This is a genomic window from Streptomyces sp. NPDC001157, assembly GCF_053598255.1.
Genome location: NZ_JBSFJW010000015.1, coordinates 27,977 through 44,871 on the forward strand (window position 1 = coordinate 27,977; position 16,895 = coordinate 44,871).

The window sequence follows — 16,895 nt, forward strand, 5'->3', positions numbered from 1 at the left end:
CCGCGCCGATGCACGAGCCGTAGGTACGGGGGGAACCCCGGCTCTGTGCGACGGCCGATGACCAGTCGGCTCACTCAGTACTGCGCGGTTGGGGCCGAAAACGTTACTGGCGCGCCGAAGAAAATTCCGCGAATTACAAAACCGCAGGTTAGAGCACGCTGTACGTCGGCTTCGGCGACAGCGTCGGCGTGGTCACCAGCCGCCTCGGCAGCAGCGGCGGGAGGGGGGACGGTGTGAGAGTGGGGGCGCCGGGGGCTATGTGATGGCCGTCGCCGTCACCGCCCTTGTCCCCCTGGTCGCCGCCGCCCTTGCCGTTCTGGTTGCCCTGTCCGCCTCGGTCGCCCTTGCCGTTGCCGTCTTTGCCGTCGCCGCCGCGGGGCGCGCCGTCGGCGCCCAGGACGTTCTTGCAGTACTTCCAGACGCGGGCCGCGCCGGAGCCACCCGCCGCGCCTTCCAGGGCCCGCCTGCGGTCGGCGGTGAGTTCCTTGCCGTCGCGCACGTCGCGGCAGGCCGACGGGGCCCCCAGCCACCAGCCTCCGCCGGTGGCCCGCGCGTCGTCGGAGCCGGAGCCGGGCTTGGCCGAGGAGCTGCCGTCGGCCGAGTCGTGCGGGGTCGTCGGGCCGACGGAAGGGGAGCTGGAGCCGTCGGGGACGGGGTCGCCCAGGGCGCTGTTCTGCGAGGGCGACACCAGCGGGCGGTCGGGGCTGGCGCCGACCGAGACGGAGGCGACGGGACCGGGCTCGTCGTGGCCGAACGGCGTCGGGAGCACTCCGGTCGTCGCCGCGAACGCGACGCCGCCGACCATGCCGGCAGCCAGCGCGGCCGTCAGCCCGAAGCGCGCGGGCCTGCCCCAGCGGGAGCGCCGGGGGGCCGGGGCCGAGCCGCCGATGCGGACGAGCCCGACATCGGAGGTCCTGGGGCGGGAACGGTGCCGCCCGACGGCGGCCTGCTCGGGGAGCACGCCGGACCGGGCCGCGCGGAAGGCGGCCAGCGCGGCGGCCTCGCCCGGGAGCTCGGCGCTGCTCAGCGGGGACTCGACGATCAGCCCGTCGAGGGTCTTCGCGAGCCGTTCGGCCTGGTCGCGGGAGGCGGGGTCGACACCTTCGAGTGACTCTCCGCGCAGCAGGAGCTCCGCCGTTTCGCGGTCCAGCCACCGGGCGGGGGCCGGGACCGCAGCGAAGCCGTCGGCGGACTCCGGATCCCCCGGAAAGGCACAGCGCTCGTCGGCCATCACATGTCCTTCTGCGTCCGCGCAACGCTTTGCGTCACACTCGCGGACGTCACCGCGCGGCCGCGCGGTTCCCTCTGGAGCGGCAGCCCGTCCAGGCCGACGCTCGATTCCGGATCCTCGCCGAGCAGTTCCGCGAGCCGCTTCAGACCGCGGTGCGCCGCCGTGCGTACGGCACCCGGGCGCTTGCCGAGCGTCTCGGCGGCGGTCTTGGCATCGAGGCCCACGACCACGCGCAGCACGACGGCCTCCGCCTGGTCCTGCGGCAGCCGGGCGATCAGCGAGAGGGTGTGGTCGGTGGCCAGGGACTCCATGGCCTCGCCGGCGGTGTCGGACTCGGCGGCCCTGCCGGTCAGTTCCGTTTCGTCCCCGCCGATCGCCGGACGGCGGCCGCGCATCCGTATGTGGTCCAGGGCGCGGTTGCGGGCTATCCGGGCGGCCCAGCCGCGGAAGCGGTCCGCGTCGCCGCTGAACCGGTCCAGATCACGGGCGATCTGCAGCCACGCCTCGGACGCGACGTCCTCGGCGTCCGGATCGCCGACGAGCGTGCGGACGTACCCGAGCAGCCGCGGCTGCACGGCTCGGTACACAGTCCGGAACGCGGTCTCGTTCCCGTCCTGTGCCGCAAGCACCGCGGCGGTCAGCTCCGCGTCGTCCCCCAGCACCCGATGGTTCCTCGTTCGATGGTTGCGGCGTCGAGGCCGCCGATCGTTGCGATGGTCTGCGATGGTCGTTTCGTCTTCCGCGCCCGGCGCGAAAGGCACGTTACGACCTGAAACCGCCGCTCGTCCATGTCCGTACCCCATGCAACCACCTCACGGAGGGGCGCGCTGTACCCGGGGTGTGACAGATACCGCACTCACGACGCTGTAGAGAGTACGGGCCGCCGCGCGGCCCGACCGCGCGACGGCCGGGGCCTCTCCTGTGGGGGGTGGCGGCCCCGGCCGTTGCTTCGGTTGCCGCCTCCGACGGCAGACGTCCGGGGCGCGAGGGCCGTGCCGGGGCATGCGGAGTCGGCTGTGCCGCCCGCCCGTACCTTCAGCCGACGGTCAGTTGCCGGCCTTGCCGCTCGCCTTGTCGGCGCCCTTATCCGACTTCTCGGACTTGCCGGAGGTATCGGCTTTACCGGTGTTGTCGGCCTTCGGGGTGTTCTCGGCCTTCGGGGTCTTGTCGTCCTTGCCCGGCTTGGGGGTCGCCGTCGCCTTCCCCAGCTGCTCGGCGCAGTAGGCAGTGACGTTCGCCTCGCCGCCCGCGGCCGCGATCAGCCGCTGCCAGGCCGTCGAGTCCAGCGCCTTGCCGTTGCCGTCGACCTTCTTCTGGTACGCCCGGCAGTGCGCCTCGGTGTCCTTCGCCGTGTCCGGGCGGTCCGGCGTGGCGTCGGCACCGGGCGTGCGGGAGGCCGTCGTGGAGGGCCCGGCCGGCGCGTGCTGCCGCTGCCGGGCCGCCTGCCCGTCGTCGTGCGAGGAGCCGCCGACCGAGCCGATCGCCGCGAAGGCGACACCGCCCATGGTGAGTCCGGCCAGGGCCAGCGTCAGGGTGGCCCGCAGCGAGCGGCGGGCCCGGCCGTGCTCACGCGGGCGCCAGTCGTCCCGGCGCCGGGTCCGCGCGCGTAGCGCCCCGGCGTCGCGGGCGGCCCGGAACGCGGCCACCGCCCGCTGCTCGGCGTCGGTGTCGAGCGCGCCCGAGCGCATCGTGTCGGCGAGCAGCGCCTCCAGTACGGTGCCGGCAGGCCAGTCCTCGGTGCCCGACACGGTCCCGCCGGGGTGCACGCGCCAACGGCCGCCGGGGGCACTGCCGTCGCTCTGCCGTTCACCCATGTCCGTATCCATCCGTGTCCGACGGCCGGCCCTCGCGGCCGTCCCTGCCGTCGTTGACGTTCATTCCGTCCTTGACGTTCATTCCGTCGTCGACGTTCATTTCGACTCCCCCAGCGTCCGGGGGTCCTCATTCGTCACACCTGGGGCGTCCAGCCTGGCGGCGAGGCGCTTCAGCCCCCGGTGCGCGGCCGTGCGCACCGCCCCGGGGCGCTTGCCGAGGACTCGGGCCGCGGCGGGGCCGTCGAGACCGACGACGATGCGCAGCAGTACGGCCTCGGCCTGGTCGCGGGGCAGGCTGCGGACCAGTTCCAGGGCACGCTCGGTGGAGAGCGCCTCCAGGGCCTGGTCGTGGGTGCTGTGCGGGCCGGGCAGCTCCAGCACGTCCTGCTCGAGCGCCGACGACCGGGGCCGCACCTTCTGCCGGCGCAGATGGTCCAGGGCGCGGTGCCGGGCGATGATCGCGGTCCAGCCGCGGAAGCCCGCCCCGTCGCCCTTGAAGCGCCCGAGGTCCCGGGCGATCTCCAGCCAGGCGTCGGACGCCACGTCCTCGGCGTCGTCGCCGACGATCCCGCGGAGATAGCCGAGCAGGCCGGGCTGCACGATCCGGTAGGCGACCGCGAAGGCGGCCTCGTCGCCCTCCTGGGCCCGCGCGACGGCCGCGCCCAGCTCCCCGTCGTACGCCCTTCCTCGGCGGGGTTCGCGTCCCTGGCCCAACACTGTCCTCGTTGTTCGTACGAGTGATGCAAGTGGTACGTCAGAGACTGCGTCAGGCATCACGGAAGTGTCACAGGCCCCCCGGGACACTCCTGCCGGCTGTGCAGTGACGTTTGGTCAGAGCCCCGCGCTGTGTGTAAGTGCCATCTGTTCTGTGACAGGTGTGGCAGTCATGGTCTTTTTTCTAGGGGTGGGGTAAGTGAGTCCTCGCGGTACGCGTGCGTACAGACCGCTGAGCATGAAGCGCCGGGCGTGGATCACGCTCGGCGCGGTGGTACTGGGCGGCGGGGGTGTGGCGACGTACGCCGTCGCCGGGCCGTCCTCCGGGCACGGCCAGCCCAAGCGGCCGGTGAAGGTCTATGACCTGACCCTGAAGAGCACGGCGGCCGGCAAGCGAGAGCTGCCGCGCACGGAGACCGAGCAGTTCTCGATGCTCGGCGTCTCCTGGAAGGACGCGGGCAAGCGGCTGCACGGCACGGCACAGGTGCGCACCCGCAGCAGCGAGACCGGCGAGTGGACCGCCTGGAAGGACCTCGAGGCGAACGTCGACCCGCTTGAGGACCCCGAGGCGGGCGCCGGCGCCCGTGGTGCCTCCGAGCCCCTGTGGGTCGGCCCCTCGGACGGTGTCCAGGTCCAGGTCGTCCACCAGGACGGCTCCACCAGCTCCGGCCTGCCCAAGGGCCTTGAGGTCAACCTGGTCGACCCGGGCGTGGCGACCGACGCCGAGCAGAAGGCCGAGCCGGCCGCGTACGCGGCGGATGTGACGCCCACGGACTCCGCATCACCGACGGATTCCGTGTCGCCGACGGATTCCGTGTCGCCGACGGATTCCGTGTCCCCGACCGACTCCGCGTCGCCGACGTACTCCGCCTCCCCGTCGACCAGCACGTCGCCCTCGGCCGGCACCTCCCCGAGTCCCACGGCGACCACGCCCACCGCGCCGCCGTCGACCGTGCCCGAGCCTCCGCTCGTCTCGCGGGCCGACTGGGGTGCGGACGAGTCGCTGAGCCCCGATCCGTCGGAGTACAACGCCGACGTGAAGGCCGTCTTCGTGCACCACACGGACGGCACGAACGACTACTCGTGCGCCGACTCGGCAGCGATCGTCCGGGGCATCTACGCGTACCACACGCAGACCAACGGCTGGAACGACATCGGCTACAACTTCCTGGTCGACAAGTGCGGCACGATCTTCGAGGGCCGCAAGGGCGGCGTCGACCTCCCGGTGCTCGGCGCCCACACCTACGGCTGGAACCGCGAGTCGGCCGGCATCGCCGTACTCGGTGACTACACCACCACCGGCGCCACCGACGCGGCCCTGGAGTCGGTCGCACGCATCGCGGCCTGGAAGCTCGGCCAGTACAAGGCCGACCCCGCCACCACCGTGCAGCTCAAGGCGGGCGCGACCCAGACGAACTACTTCGCGACCAGCTTCACCGCGGGCAACTCGTACACCTTCAACCGGATCTCCGGCCACCGCGACGGCTACAACACCCAGTGCCCGGGCAGCTCCCTCTACGCCCAGCTGCCGACCGTCCGCGCCTGGGCTTCCGGCCCGGTGCAGGGCCTGAAGGTCACCTCGCTGTCCGGTGCGGGACTGTCCGGCTCGACGTACTACACCAAGGGCGCCGTCACGGCTAAGTGGTCGACGACCACGCCGGGTTCGCTGATCTCCAGGTTCGAGCTGCTGGTCGACGGCAAGGTCGCCGCCACCGCGTCGGGCACGTCCACCTCGGTCGGCGCGACCCTCGCCCCGGGCACCCACACCGTCGCCGTGCGGGCCGTGCACCAGTCCGGAAAGACCACGACGACCGCCGCGCTGAACGTCGTCGCGGAGACGACCGCCCCGACCTTCACCACCGCGCCGAAGCTCTCCCTGCGCACCGGCACGGTCAACACCAGCGCCGTCCCGGTCACCCTCGGCTGGAAGGCGACCGACAACGCCGCCCTGAAGTCGGTGAGCCTGCTGACCCCGACGACGGCCACCTTCGGCCCGACGACCACCAGCTCCAGCCGCACGGCGGGCTCCGGTGCCGCGAGCACCTGGTCGATGAAGGCGTACGACTACGCGGGCAACACCGGTACCTCGTCCGCGTCCTTCACCCCGGTGATCCTTCAGGAGACCTCGGCCACCAAGTCCGGCAGCTGGACGGCGCGTTCCTCCAGCAGCTACCTCGGCGGGAAGTCGTACTCCAGCGGTTCGAAGGGCGCGAGCCTGACCTGGACCTTCACCGGCCGCTCGGCCTCCTGGGTGGTCAGCCGTGCCTCCACCTCCGGTCAGGCGTACGTCTACGTCGACGGCGTGAAGGTCAGCACCGTCGACCTGAGGTCGTCGACCACCCTGTACCGCCAGGCGATCTGGACGAAGACCTGGTCCAGCAGCGCCAAGCACACCGTGAAGATCGTCGTCGTCGGCACCAGCGGCCGCCCGACGGTCACGACGGACGGCCTCGTCTACATCAAGTAGCCGCTCACGAGGCCGTGTCCACCGGTTCGGGCGTCCGCTCCTGCGCAGCTTGCGGGGTGGGCGCCCGGTCCGCGTTCACGACCACGCCCGCGATCGTCGCGGCCAGCAGCAGCGACCCCATCGCCCACCAGGTGGCGACGTTGAACCCGTGCACGGTCGCCTCCGCCTGCAGCGAGCGCGGGTCGACGCCCGGCCCCGCATGCGCGGTCAGATACCGCGCCGTCACCGTCGCGGCGATGGTGTTGAGCAGCGCCGTACCGATCGAACCACCCACCTGCTGGGCGGTGTTGAAGGTGGCGGAGGCCGCTCCCGAGTCACGCGGCGCGACGCTCCCCGTGGCCAGCGACACGGACGTCATCATCGCCGTGCCCATACCGAGCCCGAGCATCAGCATGCCGGGCAGGATGTGCGAGGCGTAGGCCGGTTCGGTCCCCACCTGCGCGATGATCGCGAGCGCGCCCGCCGCCACGAGCAGCCCGGGCACCATCAGCAGCCGCGGCGGCACCTTGCCCAGCCCCCGGGCCGCGATCTGGGTCGAGCCGACGATCATCCCGGCGGTGATCGGCAGATACGCGACACCCGTCTTGACCGGCGAATATCCGAGAACGCCCTGCATGTAGTACGTCAGGAACAGGAATACGCCGAACATGCCGATGGTCACCAGCAGCGTGGTGAGGAAGGCACCGACCCGCTGACGGTCCTTCACCACCGACATCGGCAGCAACGGCACCCGAGCCCGCGTCTGCCACAGCCCGAACGCCGCGAGGAGTACGACCCCGCCCACGAGCAGCGTCAGCACCAGCCCGTCGTGCCAACTCCTGGACTCCGCCTCGGAGAAGCCGTAGACGAGGGAGAGCATTCCGGCCGAACCGAGCAGTGCGCCCGGCACGTCGAGGCGCGCGTCGGGGTGGCGCTCGCCGGGCGCGAGCAGGGCCAGCGCGCCGAAGAAGGCGACCAGCGCGATGGGGATGTTGACGTACAGGCACCAGCGCCAGTTCAGGTACTGGGTGAGGAAGCCGCCCGCGAGCAGGCCGACCGCGGCGCCCGCGCCGATGATCGCGCCGAAGATGCCGAAGGCCTTCCCGCGGTCCTTGGGGTCGGTGAACGTCGTCGCGAGCAGCGACAGCGCGGACGGTGCGAGCAGCGCGGCGAACACGCCCTGCAGGGCGCGCGCCCCGAACAGCATCCCGGAGTTGACGGCGGCCCCGCCCAGCGCGGAGGCGGCGGCGAAGCCGAGCAGTCCGATCACGAAGGTGTTCCTGCGGCCGACCAGGTCGGCGACCCGGCCGCCGAGCAGCAGCAGCCCGCCGAAGGCCAGGGTGTACGCGGTGATGACCCACTGGCGGTTCCCGTCCGACATGTGCAGAGCGGCCTGCGCGGACGGCAGGGCGATGTTCACGATGGTCATGTCGAGGACGACCATCAACTGGGCGAGCGCAATGACCACCAGCGCCCACCAACGGCGGTTCTCGGCCATGGAGGCCTCCCGAGTCGTACCGTCCCGAGGTCGCCTCCATGCTCCCTCCACCCGCCACCGTTTGGGAACGCAAGCGTCTCTTATTACGGCGATTTTGCCGCCGCGGTCACCTTCGGTAGCCGCCGGTCGCGTCCCGGCACAGCAGCCGCAGCGAACCGTCCCCGTTCCAGCAGCGCCGGGCCTCGTCGAAGGGGTCCCACATCCGGCCGTCCGGGGTGCGTATCCAGTGGTCGCCGCCGGTCGCCCACCACTCCGCGCCGGCCTGACGGACGATCACTTCACCGGCGTACGCCCCGAAACCGCGCAATACGCTCTCCACCGCGGCGTACGGCGCCCCTTCCTGCCGTATCCCCTCGATCATCCGGTCGACGCGCCACAGGCTCTGCGCCGAGTAGTCGAGGCGCAGCCGTGCGCCCTCACGCATCGCCGCGACCGCGTCCGCCGCCCACCGCACGGGCTTCGTCGCCGCGCTCGGCCTGGTCTCGTGGAAGGTAGTCACATAGACAGGAGCGGGGCCGACGGGCCATCCGTCACGCGTTTTCCGGGGAGTTCCCGATACCGGCGCAGTACCGCCCCACCGCCACCGCAGGACGGTCACAGGACTCCCCCACGTGCGAGCTTTGCCCGGGAGTGACGCTTCGCCCCTTCCGTGCGCTCCTCTCACTGATGAACCTGTACTTCCATCTCCGCGCGGTGCCGCCCCCGGCCCTGCGCAACAGCGCGAACTGGCTGCAACGGCTGTTCCAGGACGACTGGGACATCGTGCGCCGACGGATCGACCGCCACCGGGAGGAGATGCTGGACCACCACTACGTCGACCACGACACCCTCTACGCGGGCCCACCCCCGCACCGCGCCGAAGAGGGCCCCCGCACCCACGTGGTCCTCGGCGGCCGCCCGGTCCCCCACCACGACCCCGAAGACCCACCGTTTCTCCTGCTGACCGCGGCTCAGGCGGCCCGGGTGGCGGCATTCCTCACCTCGGCCGACATCGAGACCCTGTGGCACCTGGCCCGCGACCGACTCCTCCCGCGCTACGGCGGCCCGGCCACAGAACAGGAAACCCGGGCCCTCTTCACCGCGACCCACCGCGACCTGACGGCCTTCTACAGACAGACGGCCGAGTACGGCGACGCAGTGGTGAAGTGCCTGCTGCGCTGACTGCCTGCCACGGTTCGCTGCTCGCCTTGGGGCGCGGGTTGTCTCTCAGGGGCGCGGGGCTGTATCGATATGCGGCTCCGCCGCGTGGGCGCGACCAGCCACGACGAACCCGCACCCGCCCACGAACCGTTACCGCCCTACCCGCGCCGCGCCCTCCGAGACACCACCGCCTGCAAAACCCGCCGCCCCTCGACCGACACCTCCAGCGCCCGGCGCAACCCACCCGCACCATGCCCGGCAAGCAACTCAAGTACGGCGACCTGCCGCCGCAACTCCGCGGCAACAAGCGGCGACATCCCCTCCGTGCGCCCTTCCCGCCGGGAGTCGACCGAGGACGCCGTATCGTCCATGGGATCCAGCAGCCGATGTATCTGCAGCGCAGCGACGGAACAGGCGTCGGCCCACACCCGCACCTGAGCGGGCGCCCGGTCCACCGGCGCCGCCGCCAGCATCCGCCGGGCCAGCAACGCGGCCTCGTCCTCGACGGACTCGTCGTACTCCCCGCCCACGGCGAGCTTCAGCCGCGCATGCTCCAGCCGCGCACCCCACTCACCGACGTCACCGGAGTCCGCGAGGCTGGCCCACAGCGGCCGCAGGATCTCGTCGTCACCGCCCAGAAGCGGCACACACCGATCCAAACAAGCCAACCCGCTGGCAGCCAGTCCGCGTTCGTCGGCCTGAGCGATCAGTTCCACCAGGCTCATCCACGCCTCCTTCTGCGGGTCCCGTACCGGGCCCAGCAGGGCTCTTCCCTTACGGAGCCCGCACTTCCCCTTACTGCGTGCGACGGCCCGTGAGTGTCACAGCGGTACCACACCGAGCCGGTCGAGCAACTGGAAAAAGAGGTTTTCGGCCAACGGATCGGCGTCGGCGGTCAGAACGTCCAGCAACGGCCCGGTGTCCACGTCGTGCCCCGCCTCGGCGGCCCAGGCGACCGCCCGATCGACCGCGTCACGCGGCTCCAGGAAGTAGTCCTCGATCGTGAGCCCCTCGCTCGCGGCGCCGAGGTACCCGGCCATCGCGGCCCGCGCGAGACACGTGGTCCAGGCCCCGCTCTCGGGCGCCGCCGCTTCCACCACCACCGAGGCGCTGTCCATCACGTACCCGAAGAGCGCGGGCGCCCCGGTCTCGGCGGCGAGGACGTTCATGTTCCCGACCTCGCCGTCCCCGCTCGGGAACTCCCAGACCTGCCAGCCACCGGCCGCCGACGACCGCTGCGCCATGCCGTTCGCCCCCGCGAGCGCGTCGAACTCCGCAAGCGGCCGCTCGCTGCGGCCCACGACGAAATACCCCCAGTAGCCCATCCCGGCCCCCCACGGCTGTCTCGGCTTCGGCTCGCGCCGAATACACCACAGTCGTACGACAGTTCGCAGCTGTATGGACCAAGAAAGCCGCGGGCGCCCGGGCGCGCTCAGCCCAGCCGACCGGCCAGCGCCTTGAACTGCGTCCACGACAGCCCCGGCCGCCCCGGATCCCACAGCTTCTGCACCGTCGCCCGCAGCGGCATCCGGATCCCGGCCGCGACCTGGTCCTGCGTCTGGGAGTACGCCAGGTCGCACCACACGGCGAAGGACCCGCCGAGGATCTGCCCGTCGTACCGCGACGGAACCGCCTGTGTGCCGCGCACGACGAGCGGTGTCCACTGTTCGTAGATCCGCTGCCCGGTCGGATAGAAGAACCTGTTGGGCTGCCCGAGGACGTAGTACAGGAACGCGTCGTTGTAGTTGATCAGCTTCCGTCCGGCACTCAGATACTCGACCGGCTGCCGCGCGCCGATCTCCTTGCCCGTCCAGTACGCGACCTGCAGATCCTTCGCGGGCTGCACGGACGTCCCCCGGAAGAAGCCGTCGTTCCACACCCGCATGGTCCGGTCGTGGGCCCGGACGGTGTCGGCCCGGTCGTTGAGCCACCCCGTGGTCAGATCGGAGACGGTTCCGCCCGACCCGTACTTGTTCACAGCGGCGGCGGCCAGCTGCGGATAGGAGGCGGCCGGGTTGGACACCATCAGCGCCAGGTACTCGTCACCACCGAGATGCCACTGGCTGCCGGGGAAAAGGCCTGCGTACTCGTTGAGCAGATCGTCGACGATCTTGGCGGCGCCCGGCTTCGAGATGTCGACGGCCCCCTTCGTCGCCACGCCCCGCACATTGCGCAGCTGCAGATCGGGATGAGCGGCGATGACGGCACCCAGATGCCCCGGCGAGTCGATCTCGGGCACCACGGTGATGTGCCGACTGGCGGCCAGATCGACGATCCGCTTCACCTCGGCCTTCGTCAGATGCTGCTGCGACACGATCTCTGGATGCGTGTCGGACTCGATCCGGAACCCCTGGTCGTCCGAGAAGTGCAGCCCCAGCTGGTTGAACTTCAGGTCCCCGAGCTCCCGCACCCGGTCCTCGATCCAGCCCGCGGTGAAGTGCTTGCGCGCGATGTCCAGCATGAACCCGCGCACCGCCTTGGCCGGCCGGTCGTTCACGACCCCCTCGGGCGCCGTGCCCCCGCCGTGCACCTCCTGCTTGAGCGTCCGCGTGCCGTAGAACACACCGGCATCCGTCGGCCCGCTGATGTTCACCCGCCCACCGCGCACGGTCATCGCATACGACTCCGGGTTGGCCCCCTCGCCGTCGTTCAGCGCCAGCCGTACGTCCCCGGCCTGCACGTCGTCCTTCTCACCCGCGTACGTCAGCCCCAGCTCACCGGCGATCAGACGCCCCTCGTCGGCCAGATCGGCATCGTTCACGACGACCCGCTCGCCGCGCGCCGGACGCCAGCCGGGCCCGCGCGCCGCGGTGTGGGAGCGCACGGCGGGGATGGTCTGCGGAGCCTTCGACAGGGGGTACGAACGGGTCGGGCGCGGCGCCGGACTCCTGGGGTTCGAGGCGCTGGGAGCCGCCGCGGATCTGCCGGCGGACGGCGACTGCCGCTGCGCGGACCCGGCCGGCCCGCTGTCGTCACCGGAGGCCCAGAACCCCAGGCCGATCCCGAGCGCGACGGTCCCGGCGAACGCACCCGCGATGATCATGCGCCGCCGCTGCTTCACGTTCTGCGCCGGAGACCGGCGCCTGTGCTGGCTCACAGCGTCAACCTAAAGCCCACAGACAACACGACGCGTCCACCACGCATTCCAAAACTCTCTCTTGCGGGTGAAATTCGGGCATCCGTCGGACACCTCACGCCCAATCTCGATAACGTAAGACCACATCTCTCGCAGCTCTCACAGCATCCTCTGCCGAAACCCACGTGACGCCCACACACCTTCCTGGCCGAGTCGCCGCCATACCGACGCTGCCCACCATCCTGGACGCCTTCAACATCGCGCCCACGGAAGAGGCCCGCAACCTACTGCTGGGCTGCCTCCGCAGCCTCCGCTGGGCCCACCGGGTGGCAGACCATCGCCCGTACCCGGACATCGACTCCCTACTCGCCGCATCGGACGAGGCGGCGTACGACCTGAGCCCGGCAGATCTGTCGGAGGCCCTGGCGGCCGAGACATTGCCGACGTTGCCGGACGAAACCTACGCAGTCGCCTATACAGCCCTGAGGGCGGCGCATGCGGCATACGAGGCAAAGTTCGGCCACGCCTTCGTGATCTGCCTGGAGGGCCTGTCCGCGAGCGAGACCCTGGACCACGTATTGGCAGGCATCCGCTCACGCCTGACAAACGACCCGGAGGAAGAGCGGGTGGTGGCAGCCGAAGAACTCCGGCGCCTGGCAAGGCACCGGTTGGTGGAGTGCTTTTAGGGGCGCGGGGCTGTGACAATTTGCGGCTACCGCCGCGTGGGCGCGACCAGCCACGAACAACCCGCACCCGGCAGATAAACAGGACACCCCACCCCAGAAGCCGCAAACGCTAAGCCAAACGCGTGCCACATTGATCACACCGGTAGGCCCCCTGTAAGCGTCAAGCCAGCGGCTGGCTACGATGCTGGGGGCCGGTGGACCGTACCCGGCCGGGCCCGACCGACAGGCAAAGCCGGCGCGGCCCCAATCCCCGCTCCCGGAGGGACTTCCGTGCCGGCTGGAACGCTGTACCGCGGCCGGGAAGGAATGTGGTCCTGGGTGGCTCACCGAGTCACCGGCGTCCTCATCTTCTTCTTCCTGTTCGTTCACGTGCTGGACACCGCTCTCGTCCGTGTCTCCCCCGAGGACTACGACAAGGTCGTAGCCACGTACAAGACCCCGATCGTCGCTGTGCTGGAGTACGGCCTCGTCGCCGCCATCCTCTTCCACGCACTGAACGGCCTGCGCGTCATCGCCGTCGACTTCTGGTCGAAGGGCCCGCGCTACCAGAAGCAGATGCTCTGGTCCGTCGTGGGCCTGTGGGTCGTGCTGATGCTCGGGGCGATCTACCCCGTCCTCGGTCACGCCGCTCGTGAACTGTTCGGGAGCTGACACCGATGGCCACCACTGAAACCACCGCGTCCGGGATCGGCCCCGTCGAGGGCGGCTCCGTCCACAACGTCGACAACCCGGCGCCCCTCATCGAGGCCCCGCGCAAGCGCACCAAGAAGACCCCGAAGTCGACCCGGGGCAACTTCGAGATGTACGGCTGGCTCTTCATGCGCCTGTCCGGCATCGTGCTGGTCGTCCTGGTCCTCGGCCACCTGCTGATCCAGCTCGTGCTGGACGGCGGCGTGTCGAAGATCGGCTTCGCCTTCGTGGCGGGCCGCTGGGCGAGCCCCTTCTGGCAGGTCTGGGATCTGCTCATGCTGTGGCTCGCGATGCTGCACGGCGCCAACGGCCTGCGCACGGTCATCAACGACTACGCGGAGCGCGCGAACACCCGGCTGTGGCTCAAGGGCCTGCTCTACACCGCCACGGTGTTCACCATCCTGCTGGGCACGCTGGTGATCTTCACCTTCGACCCGAACATCCGCTAGGCACGGGGCTGAGGCAACCACTCATGAAGATCCACAAGTACGACACCGTCATCGTCGGCGCCGGTGGCGCCGGTATGCGCGCGGCCATCGAGTCCACCAAGCGCAGCCGCACCGCCGTGCTGACCAAGCTCTACCCCACCCGCTCCCACACGGGCGCCGCGCAGGGCGGTATGGCCGCCGCGCTGGCCAACGTGGAGGAGGACAACTGGGAGTGGCACACCTTCGACACGGTCAAGGGTGGTGACTACCTGGTCGACCAGGACGCCGCCGAGATCCTGGCGAAGGAGGCCATCGACTCCGTCCTCGACCTGGAGAAGATGGGCCTGCCGTTCAACCGCACCCCGAACGGCACGATCGACCAGCGCCGCTTCGGCGGCCACAGCCGCAACCACGGCGAGGCCCCGGTCCGCCGGTCCTGCTACGCGGCCGACCGCACCGGCCACATGATCCTCCAGACGCTGTACCAGAACTGCGTGAAGGAGGGCGTGGAGTTCTTCAACGAGTTCTACGTCCTCGACCAGCTGATCACCGAGGTCGACGGCGTCAAGAAGTCGGCCGGTGTCGTGGCGTACGAGCTGGCCACCGGCGAGATCCACGTCTTCCAGGCGAAGGCCGTGATCTACGCGTCCGGCGGCTGCGGCAAGTTCTTCAAGGTGACGTCGAACGCGCACACCCTGACCGGTGACGGCCAGGCCGCCGTCTACCGTCGCGGGCTGCCGCTGGAGGACATGGAGTTCTTCCAGTTCCACCCGACCGGCATCTGGCGCATGGGCATCCTGCTGACGGAGGGCGCCCGTGGTGAGGGCGGCATCCTCCGCAACAAGGACGGCGAGCGCTTCATGGAGAAGTACGCGCCGGTCATGAAGGACCTCGCGTCCCGTGACGTCGTCTCGCGCTCCATCTACACGGAGATCCGTGAAGGCCGCGGCTGCGGCCCCGAGGGCGACCACGTCTACCTCGACCTCACGCACCTCCCGCCGGAGCAGCTGGACGCCAAGCTGCCCGACATCACGGAGTTCGCGCGCACCTACCTCGGTATCGAGCCGTACACGGACCCGATTCCGATCCAGCCCACCGCGCACTACGCCATGGGCGGCATCCCGACGAACGTCGAGGGTGAGGTCCTCAGCGACAACACGACGGTCGTCCCGGGCCTGTACGCGGCCGGCGAGGTCGCCTGTGTGTCGGTGCACGGCGCCAACCGCCTGGGCACCAACTCGCTGCTGGACATCAACGTGTTCGGCCGCCGGGCCGGTATCGCGGCGGCGGAGTACAGCCAGAAGGCGGACTTCGTCGAGCTTCCGGAGAACCCGGCGGAGCTGGTCGTCTCGCAGATCGAGCAGCTGCGCTCGTCCACCGGCACCGAGCGCGTGGCGACGCTGCGCAAGGAGCTGCAGGAGACCATGGACGCGAACGTCATGGTGTTCCGCACCGAGCAGACGATCAAGACCGCGGTCGAGAAGATCGCCGAGCTGCGCGAGCGCTACAAGAACGTCGCGATCCAGGACAAGGGCAAGCGGTTCAACACCGACCTCCTGGAGGCCGTCGAGCTGGGCAACCTGCTCGACCTGGCCGAGGTCATGGCCGTGTCCGCCCTGGCCCGCAAGGAGTCCCGCGGCGGTCACTACCGCGAGGACTACCCGAACCGCGACGACGTCAACTTCATGCGCCACACCATGGCGTACCGCGAGGTGGGCGACGACGGCACCGAGTCCATCCGTCTCGACTACAAGCCGGTCGTCCAGACCCGCTACCAGCCGATGGAGCGTAAGTACTGATGGCAACCCCCGTTCTGGACAAGGTGGAGGCGGAGTCCGCCGCGTCCCCCTACATCACCGTCACCTTCCGCGTCCGCCGGTTCAACCCGGAGGTCTCGGCCGAGGCGACCTGGGAAGACTTCCAGCTGGAGATCGACCCCAAGGAGCGCGTCCTCGACGGCCTCCACAAGATCAAGTGGGACGTCGACGGCACGCTGACCTTCCGCCGCTCCTGCGCCCACGGCATCTGCGGCTCGGACGCGATGAGGATCAACGGCAAGAACCGTCTTGCCTGCAAGACCCTCATCAAGGACATCAACCCCGAGAAGCCGATCACGGTCGAGCCCATCAAGGGCCTCACGGTCCTGAAGGACCTCGTGGTCGACATGGAGCCGTTCTTCCAGGCGTACCGGGACGTCATGCCCTTCCTCATCACGAAGGACACGAACGAGCCCACGCGTGAGCGGCTGCAGACCGCCGAGGACCGCGAGCGCTTCGACGACACCACGAAGTGCATCCTCTGCGCCGCGTGCACCTCGTCCTGCCCGGTCTTCTGGAACGACGGCCAGTACTTCGGTCCGGCCGCCATCGTCAACGCGCACCGCTTCATCTTCGACTCGCGCGACGAGGCCGGCGAGCAGCGCCTGGAGATCCTCAACGACCGTGACGGCGTGTGGCGCTGCCGTACGACCTTCAACTGCACGGACGCCTGCCCGCGCGGCATCGAGGTCACGAAGGCGATCCAGGAGGTGAAGCGGGCGCTGATCACGCGCCGCTTCTGACCTCCTTTCGCAGGTCTGTCGTACGTCTTCCGTACGCCGCTGAGGGCCCCGCTCCCGGAATCCGTTCCGGGGGCGGGGCCCTTGCTCGTGGGGCCGTGCGCGTTCTGGGGGACGGCGGCGCTCGCCCCAATGAGTGACCCCGCACGGCCGGTCCCCACGGGTGCGCTGCACCGCTCCTATTCTGACGGTATGTCAGATGACCAGTCGTACGAACTGCTCGGATTCGACAACGTGCTGCTGCCCGTCGGGGACCTCTCCGTCGCGGTCGACTTCTACCGGCGCGCCGGGTTCACGGTGGGCTTCCGGTTCGACGAGGCCGGCATCGCCCTGCTGAAGGTCGGGGGCGAGACACCGGGGATCCTGCTGCGCCAGGAGGAGGAGCTGGGGCACCGGTCGCCTCCGTGGCCCTCGCCCCGCGTGTGGATCGAGGTGGCCGACGCACGGAAAGCCGCCGACTCCCTCGCCGCGGCGGGCATCCCGCTCCTCGACGACCCCTTCTCCGTCGCCACCGGCTGGACCGCGGAGATCGCCGACCCGTGGGGCAACGTCATCGGGTTCACGGACTACAGCAAGCGCCCGGAGCTCGGCCGCCGCCCCTGAGATCCCGGCCCC

17 protein-coding genes are annotated in these 16,895 nt (G+C 70.3%); 8 read left to right on the forward strand and 9 right to left on the reverse strand.

Translation table 11 applies throughout. The features are described 5' to 3' along the window. Positions 1-148 precede the first annotated feature (148 nt). The 4 genes from ACWDAG_RS25120 to ACWDAG_RS25135 form a co-directional block, all read right to left on the reverse strand. On the reverse strand, positions 149-1,231 hold the full coding sequence (locus tag ACWDAG_RS25120; RefSeq protein WP_450697811.1) for a hypothetical protein: 1,083 nt from the start codon (positions 1,229-1,231) through the stop codon (positions 149-151). Beyond that, positions 1,231-1,893, reverse strand: a complete 663-nt coding sequence (locus ACWDAG_RS25125; protein ID WP_450697812.1) for an RNA polymerase sigma factor — start codon at positions 1,891-1,893, stop codon at positions 1,231-1,233. Before ACWDAG_RS25125 ends, ACWDAG_RS25120 begins: the two co-directional genes overlap by 1 nt. Positions 1,894-2,277: 384 nt before the next feature. Continuing rightward, positions 2,278-3,045, reverse strand: a complete 768-nt coding sequence (locus tag ACWDAG_RS25130; protein WP_450697813.1) for a hypothetical protein — start codon at positions 3,043-3,045, stop codon at positions 2,278-2,280. 96 nt (positions 3,046-3,141) lie between these two features. Continuing rightward, positions 3,142-3,759 carry an RNA polymerase sigma factor gene (locus tag ACWDAG_RS25135; protein WP_450697814.1) on the reverse strand — a complete coding sequence of 206 codons (618 nt, stop codon included), beginning with the start codon at positions 3,757-3,759 and terminating at the stop codon, positions 3,142-3,144. Between the two features lie 238 nt (positions 3,760-3,997). Here ACWDAG_RS25135 and ACWDAG_RS25140 point away from each other — a divergent pair, with 238 nt between their 5' ends. After that, positions 3,998-6,226, forward strand: coding sequence for an N-acetylmuramoyl-L-alanine amidase (locus tag ACWDAG_RS25140; protein WP_450697815.1), 2,229 nt, complete (start codon positions 3,998-4,000; stop codon positions 6,224-6,226). Between the two features lie 4 nt (positions 6,227-6,230). Here the strand turns inward: ACWDAG_RS25140 and ACWDAG_RS25145 are convergent, their stop codons facing one another. Both ACWDAG_RS25145 and ACWDAG_RS25150 read right to left on the reverse strand, forming a co-directional pair. Next, positions 6,231-7,703, reverse strand: a complete 1,473-nt coding sequence (locus ACWDAG_RS25145) for an MFS transporter (RefSeq protein WP_450697816.1) — start codon at positions 7,701-7,703, stop codon at positions 6,231-6,233. Between the two features lie 106 nt (positions 7,704-7,809). Beyond that, on the reverse strand, positions 7,810-8,202 hold the full coding sequence (locus tag ACWDAG_RS25150; RefSeq protein ID WP_450697817.1) for a hypothetical protein: 393 nt from the start codon (positions 8,200-8,202) through the stop codon (positions 7,810-7,812). Positions 8,203-8,369: 167 nt separating this feature from the next. Here ACWDAG_RS25150 and ACWDAG_RS25155 point away from each other — a divergent pair, with 167 nt between their 5' ends. Further along, positions 8,370-8,864, forward strand: a complete 495-nt coding sequence (locus ACWDAG_RS25155) for a DUF1877 family protein (protein WP_450697818.1) — start codon at positions 8,370-8,372, stop codon at positions 8,862-8,864. A gap of 137 nt (positions 8,865-9,001) precedes the next feature. Here ACWDAG_RS25155 and ACWDAG_RS25160 read toward each other — a convergent pair whose 3' ends face one another. From ACWDAG_RS25160 to ACWDAG_RS25170, 3 genes are all read right to left on the reverse strand, one after another. Further along, positions 9,002-9,568, reverse strand: a complete 567-nt coding sequence (locus ACWDAG_RS25160) for a hypothetical protein (protein WP_450697819.1) — start codon at positions 9,566-9,568, stop codon at positions 9,002-9,004. 96 nt (positions 9,569-9,664) lie between these two features. Then, positions 9,665-10,168, reverse strand: coding sequence for a hypothetical protein (locus ACWDAG_RS25165; protein ID WP_450697820.1), 504 nt, complete (start codon positions 10,166-10,168; stop codon positions 9,665-9,667). Between the two features lie 107 nt (positions 10,169-10,275). Continuing rightward, positions 10,276-11,886, reverse strand: a complete 1,611-nt coding sequence (locus tag ACWDAG_RS25170) for a family 20 glycosylhydrolase (protein WP_450697934.1) — start codon at positions 11,884-11,886, stop codon at positions 10,276-10,278. Between the two features lie 218 nt (positions 11,887-12,104). Between ACWDAG_RS25170 and ACWDAG_RS25175 the strand changes: the two genes are divergently transcribed. The 6 genes from ACWDAG_RS25175 to ACWDAG_RS25200 all read left to right on the forward strand — a co-directional run bounded on the left by ACWDAG_RS25175 (position 12,105) and on the right by ACWDAG_RS25200 (position 16,883). Then, the gene (locus ACWDAG_RS25175) at positions 12,105-12,605 is read left to right on the forward strand and encodes a 2-oxo-4-hydroxy-4-carboxy-5-ureidoimidazoline decarboxylase (protein ID WP_450697821.1); all 501 of its coding nucleotides are present in this window, start codon (positions 12,105-12,107) and stop codon (positions 12,603-12,605) included. A gap of 270 nt (positions 12,606-12,875) precedes the next feature. Next, entirely contained in the window at positions 12,876-13,256 is a 381-nt protein-coding gene (sdhC, locus tag ACWDAG_RS25180) for a succinate dehydrogenase, cytochrome b556 subunit (RefSeq protein WP_037884595.1), read from the forward strand. A 5-nt stretch (positions 13,257-13,261) separates the two neighbouring features. After that, positions 13,262-13,744 carry a succinate dehydrogenase hydrophobic membrane anchor subunit gene (locus tag ACWDAG_RS25185; RefSeq protein ID WP_450697822.1) on the forward strand — a complete coding sequence of 161 codons (483 nt, stop codon included), beginning with the start codon at positions 13,262-13,264 and terminating at the stop codon, positions 13,742-13,744. A 23-nt stretch (positions 13,745-13,767) separates the two neighbouring features. Continuing rightward, positions 13,768-15,522 (forward strand): succinate dehydrogenase flavoprotein subunit, encoded by a 1,755-nt coding sequence (sdhA, locus tag ACWDAG_RS25190; protein ID WP_450697823.1) that lies wholly within the window; start codon positions 13,768-13,770, stop codon positions 15,520-15,522. Continuing rightward, positions 15,522-16,283 carry a succinate dehydrogenase iron-sulfur subunit gene (locus ACWDAG_RS25195; RefSeq protein WP_351462344.1) on the forward strand — a complete coding sequence of 254 codons (762 nt, stop codon included), beginning with the start codon at positions 15,522-15,524 and terminating at the stop codon, positions 16,281-16,283. The genes sdhA and ACWDAG_RS25195 overlap by 1 nt, the downstream gene beginning before the upstream one ends. A gap of 189 nt (positions 16,284-16,472) precedes the next feature. Then, positions 16,473-16,883: a VOC family protein gene (locus ACWDAG_RS25200; RefSeq protein ID WP_115906321.1), complete on the forward strand. Its 411-nt coding sequence runs from the start codon at positions 16,473-16,475 to the stop codon at positions 16,881-16,883. Positions 16,884-16,895 lie beyond the last annotated feature (12 nt).

Coding starts and splice junctions, on each gene's coding strand:
- ACWDAG_RS25155 (WP_450697818.1), top strand. CDS start 8,370: ATGAACCTGTACTTCCATCTCCGCGCGGTGCCGCCCCCGGCCCTGCGC.
- ACWDAG_RS25140 (WP_450697815.1), top strand. CDS start 3,998: ATGAAGCGCCGGGCGTGGATCACGCTCGGCGCGGTGGTACTGGGCGGC.
- ACWDAG_RS25195 (WP_351462344.1), top strand. CDS start 15,522: ATGGCAACCCCCGTTCTGGACAAGGTGGAGGCGGAGTCCGCCGCGTCC.
- ACWDAG_RS25165 (WP_450697820.1), bottom strand. CDS start 10,168: ATGGGCTACTGGGGGTATTTCGTCGTGGGCCGCAGCGAGCGGCCGCTT.
- sdhA (WP_450697823.1), top strand. CDS start 13,768: ATGAAGATCCACAAGTACGACACCGTCATCGTCGGCGCCGGTGGCGCC.
- ACWDAG_RS25145 (WP_450697816.1), bottom strand. CDS start 7,703: ATGGCCGAGAACCGCCGTTGGTGGGCGCTGGTGGTCATTGCGCTCGCC.
- ACWDAG_RS25130 (WP_450697813.1), bottom strand. CDS start 3,045: ATGGGTGAACGGCAGAGCGACGGCAGTGCCCCCGGCGGCCGTTGGCGC.
- ACWDAG_RS25120 (WP_450697811.1), bottom strand. CDS start 1,231: ATGGCCGACGAGCGCTGTGCCTTTCCGGGGGATCCGGAGTCCGCCGAC.
- ACWDAG_RS25160 (WP_450697819.1), bottom strand. CDS start 9,568: ATGAGCCTGGTGGAACTGATCGCTCAGGCCGACGAACGCGGACTGGCT.
- ACWDAG_RS25170 (WP_450697934.1), bottom strand. CDS start 11,886: ATGATCATCGCGGGTGCGTTCGCCGGGACCGTCGCGCTCGGGATCGGC.
- ACWDAG_RS25200 (WP_115906321.1), top strand. CDS start 16,473: ATGTCAGATGACCAGTCGTACGAACTGCTCGGATTCGACAACGTGCTG.
- ACWDAG_RS25185 (WP_450697822.1), top strand. CDS start 13,262: ATGGCCACCACTGAAACCACCGCGTCCGGGATCGGCCCCGTCGAGGGC.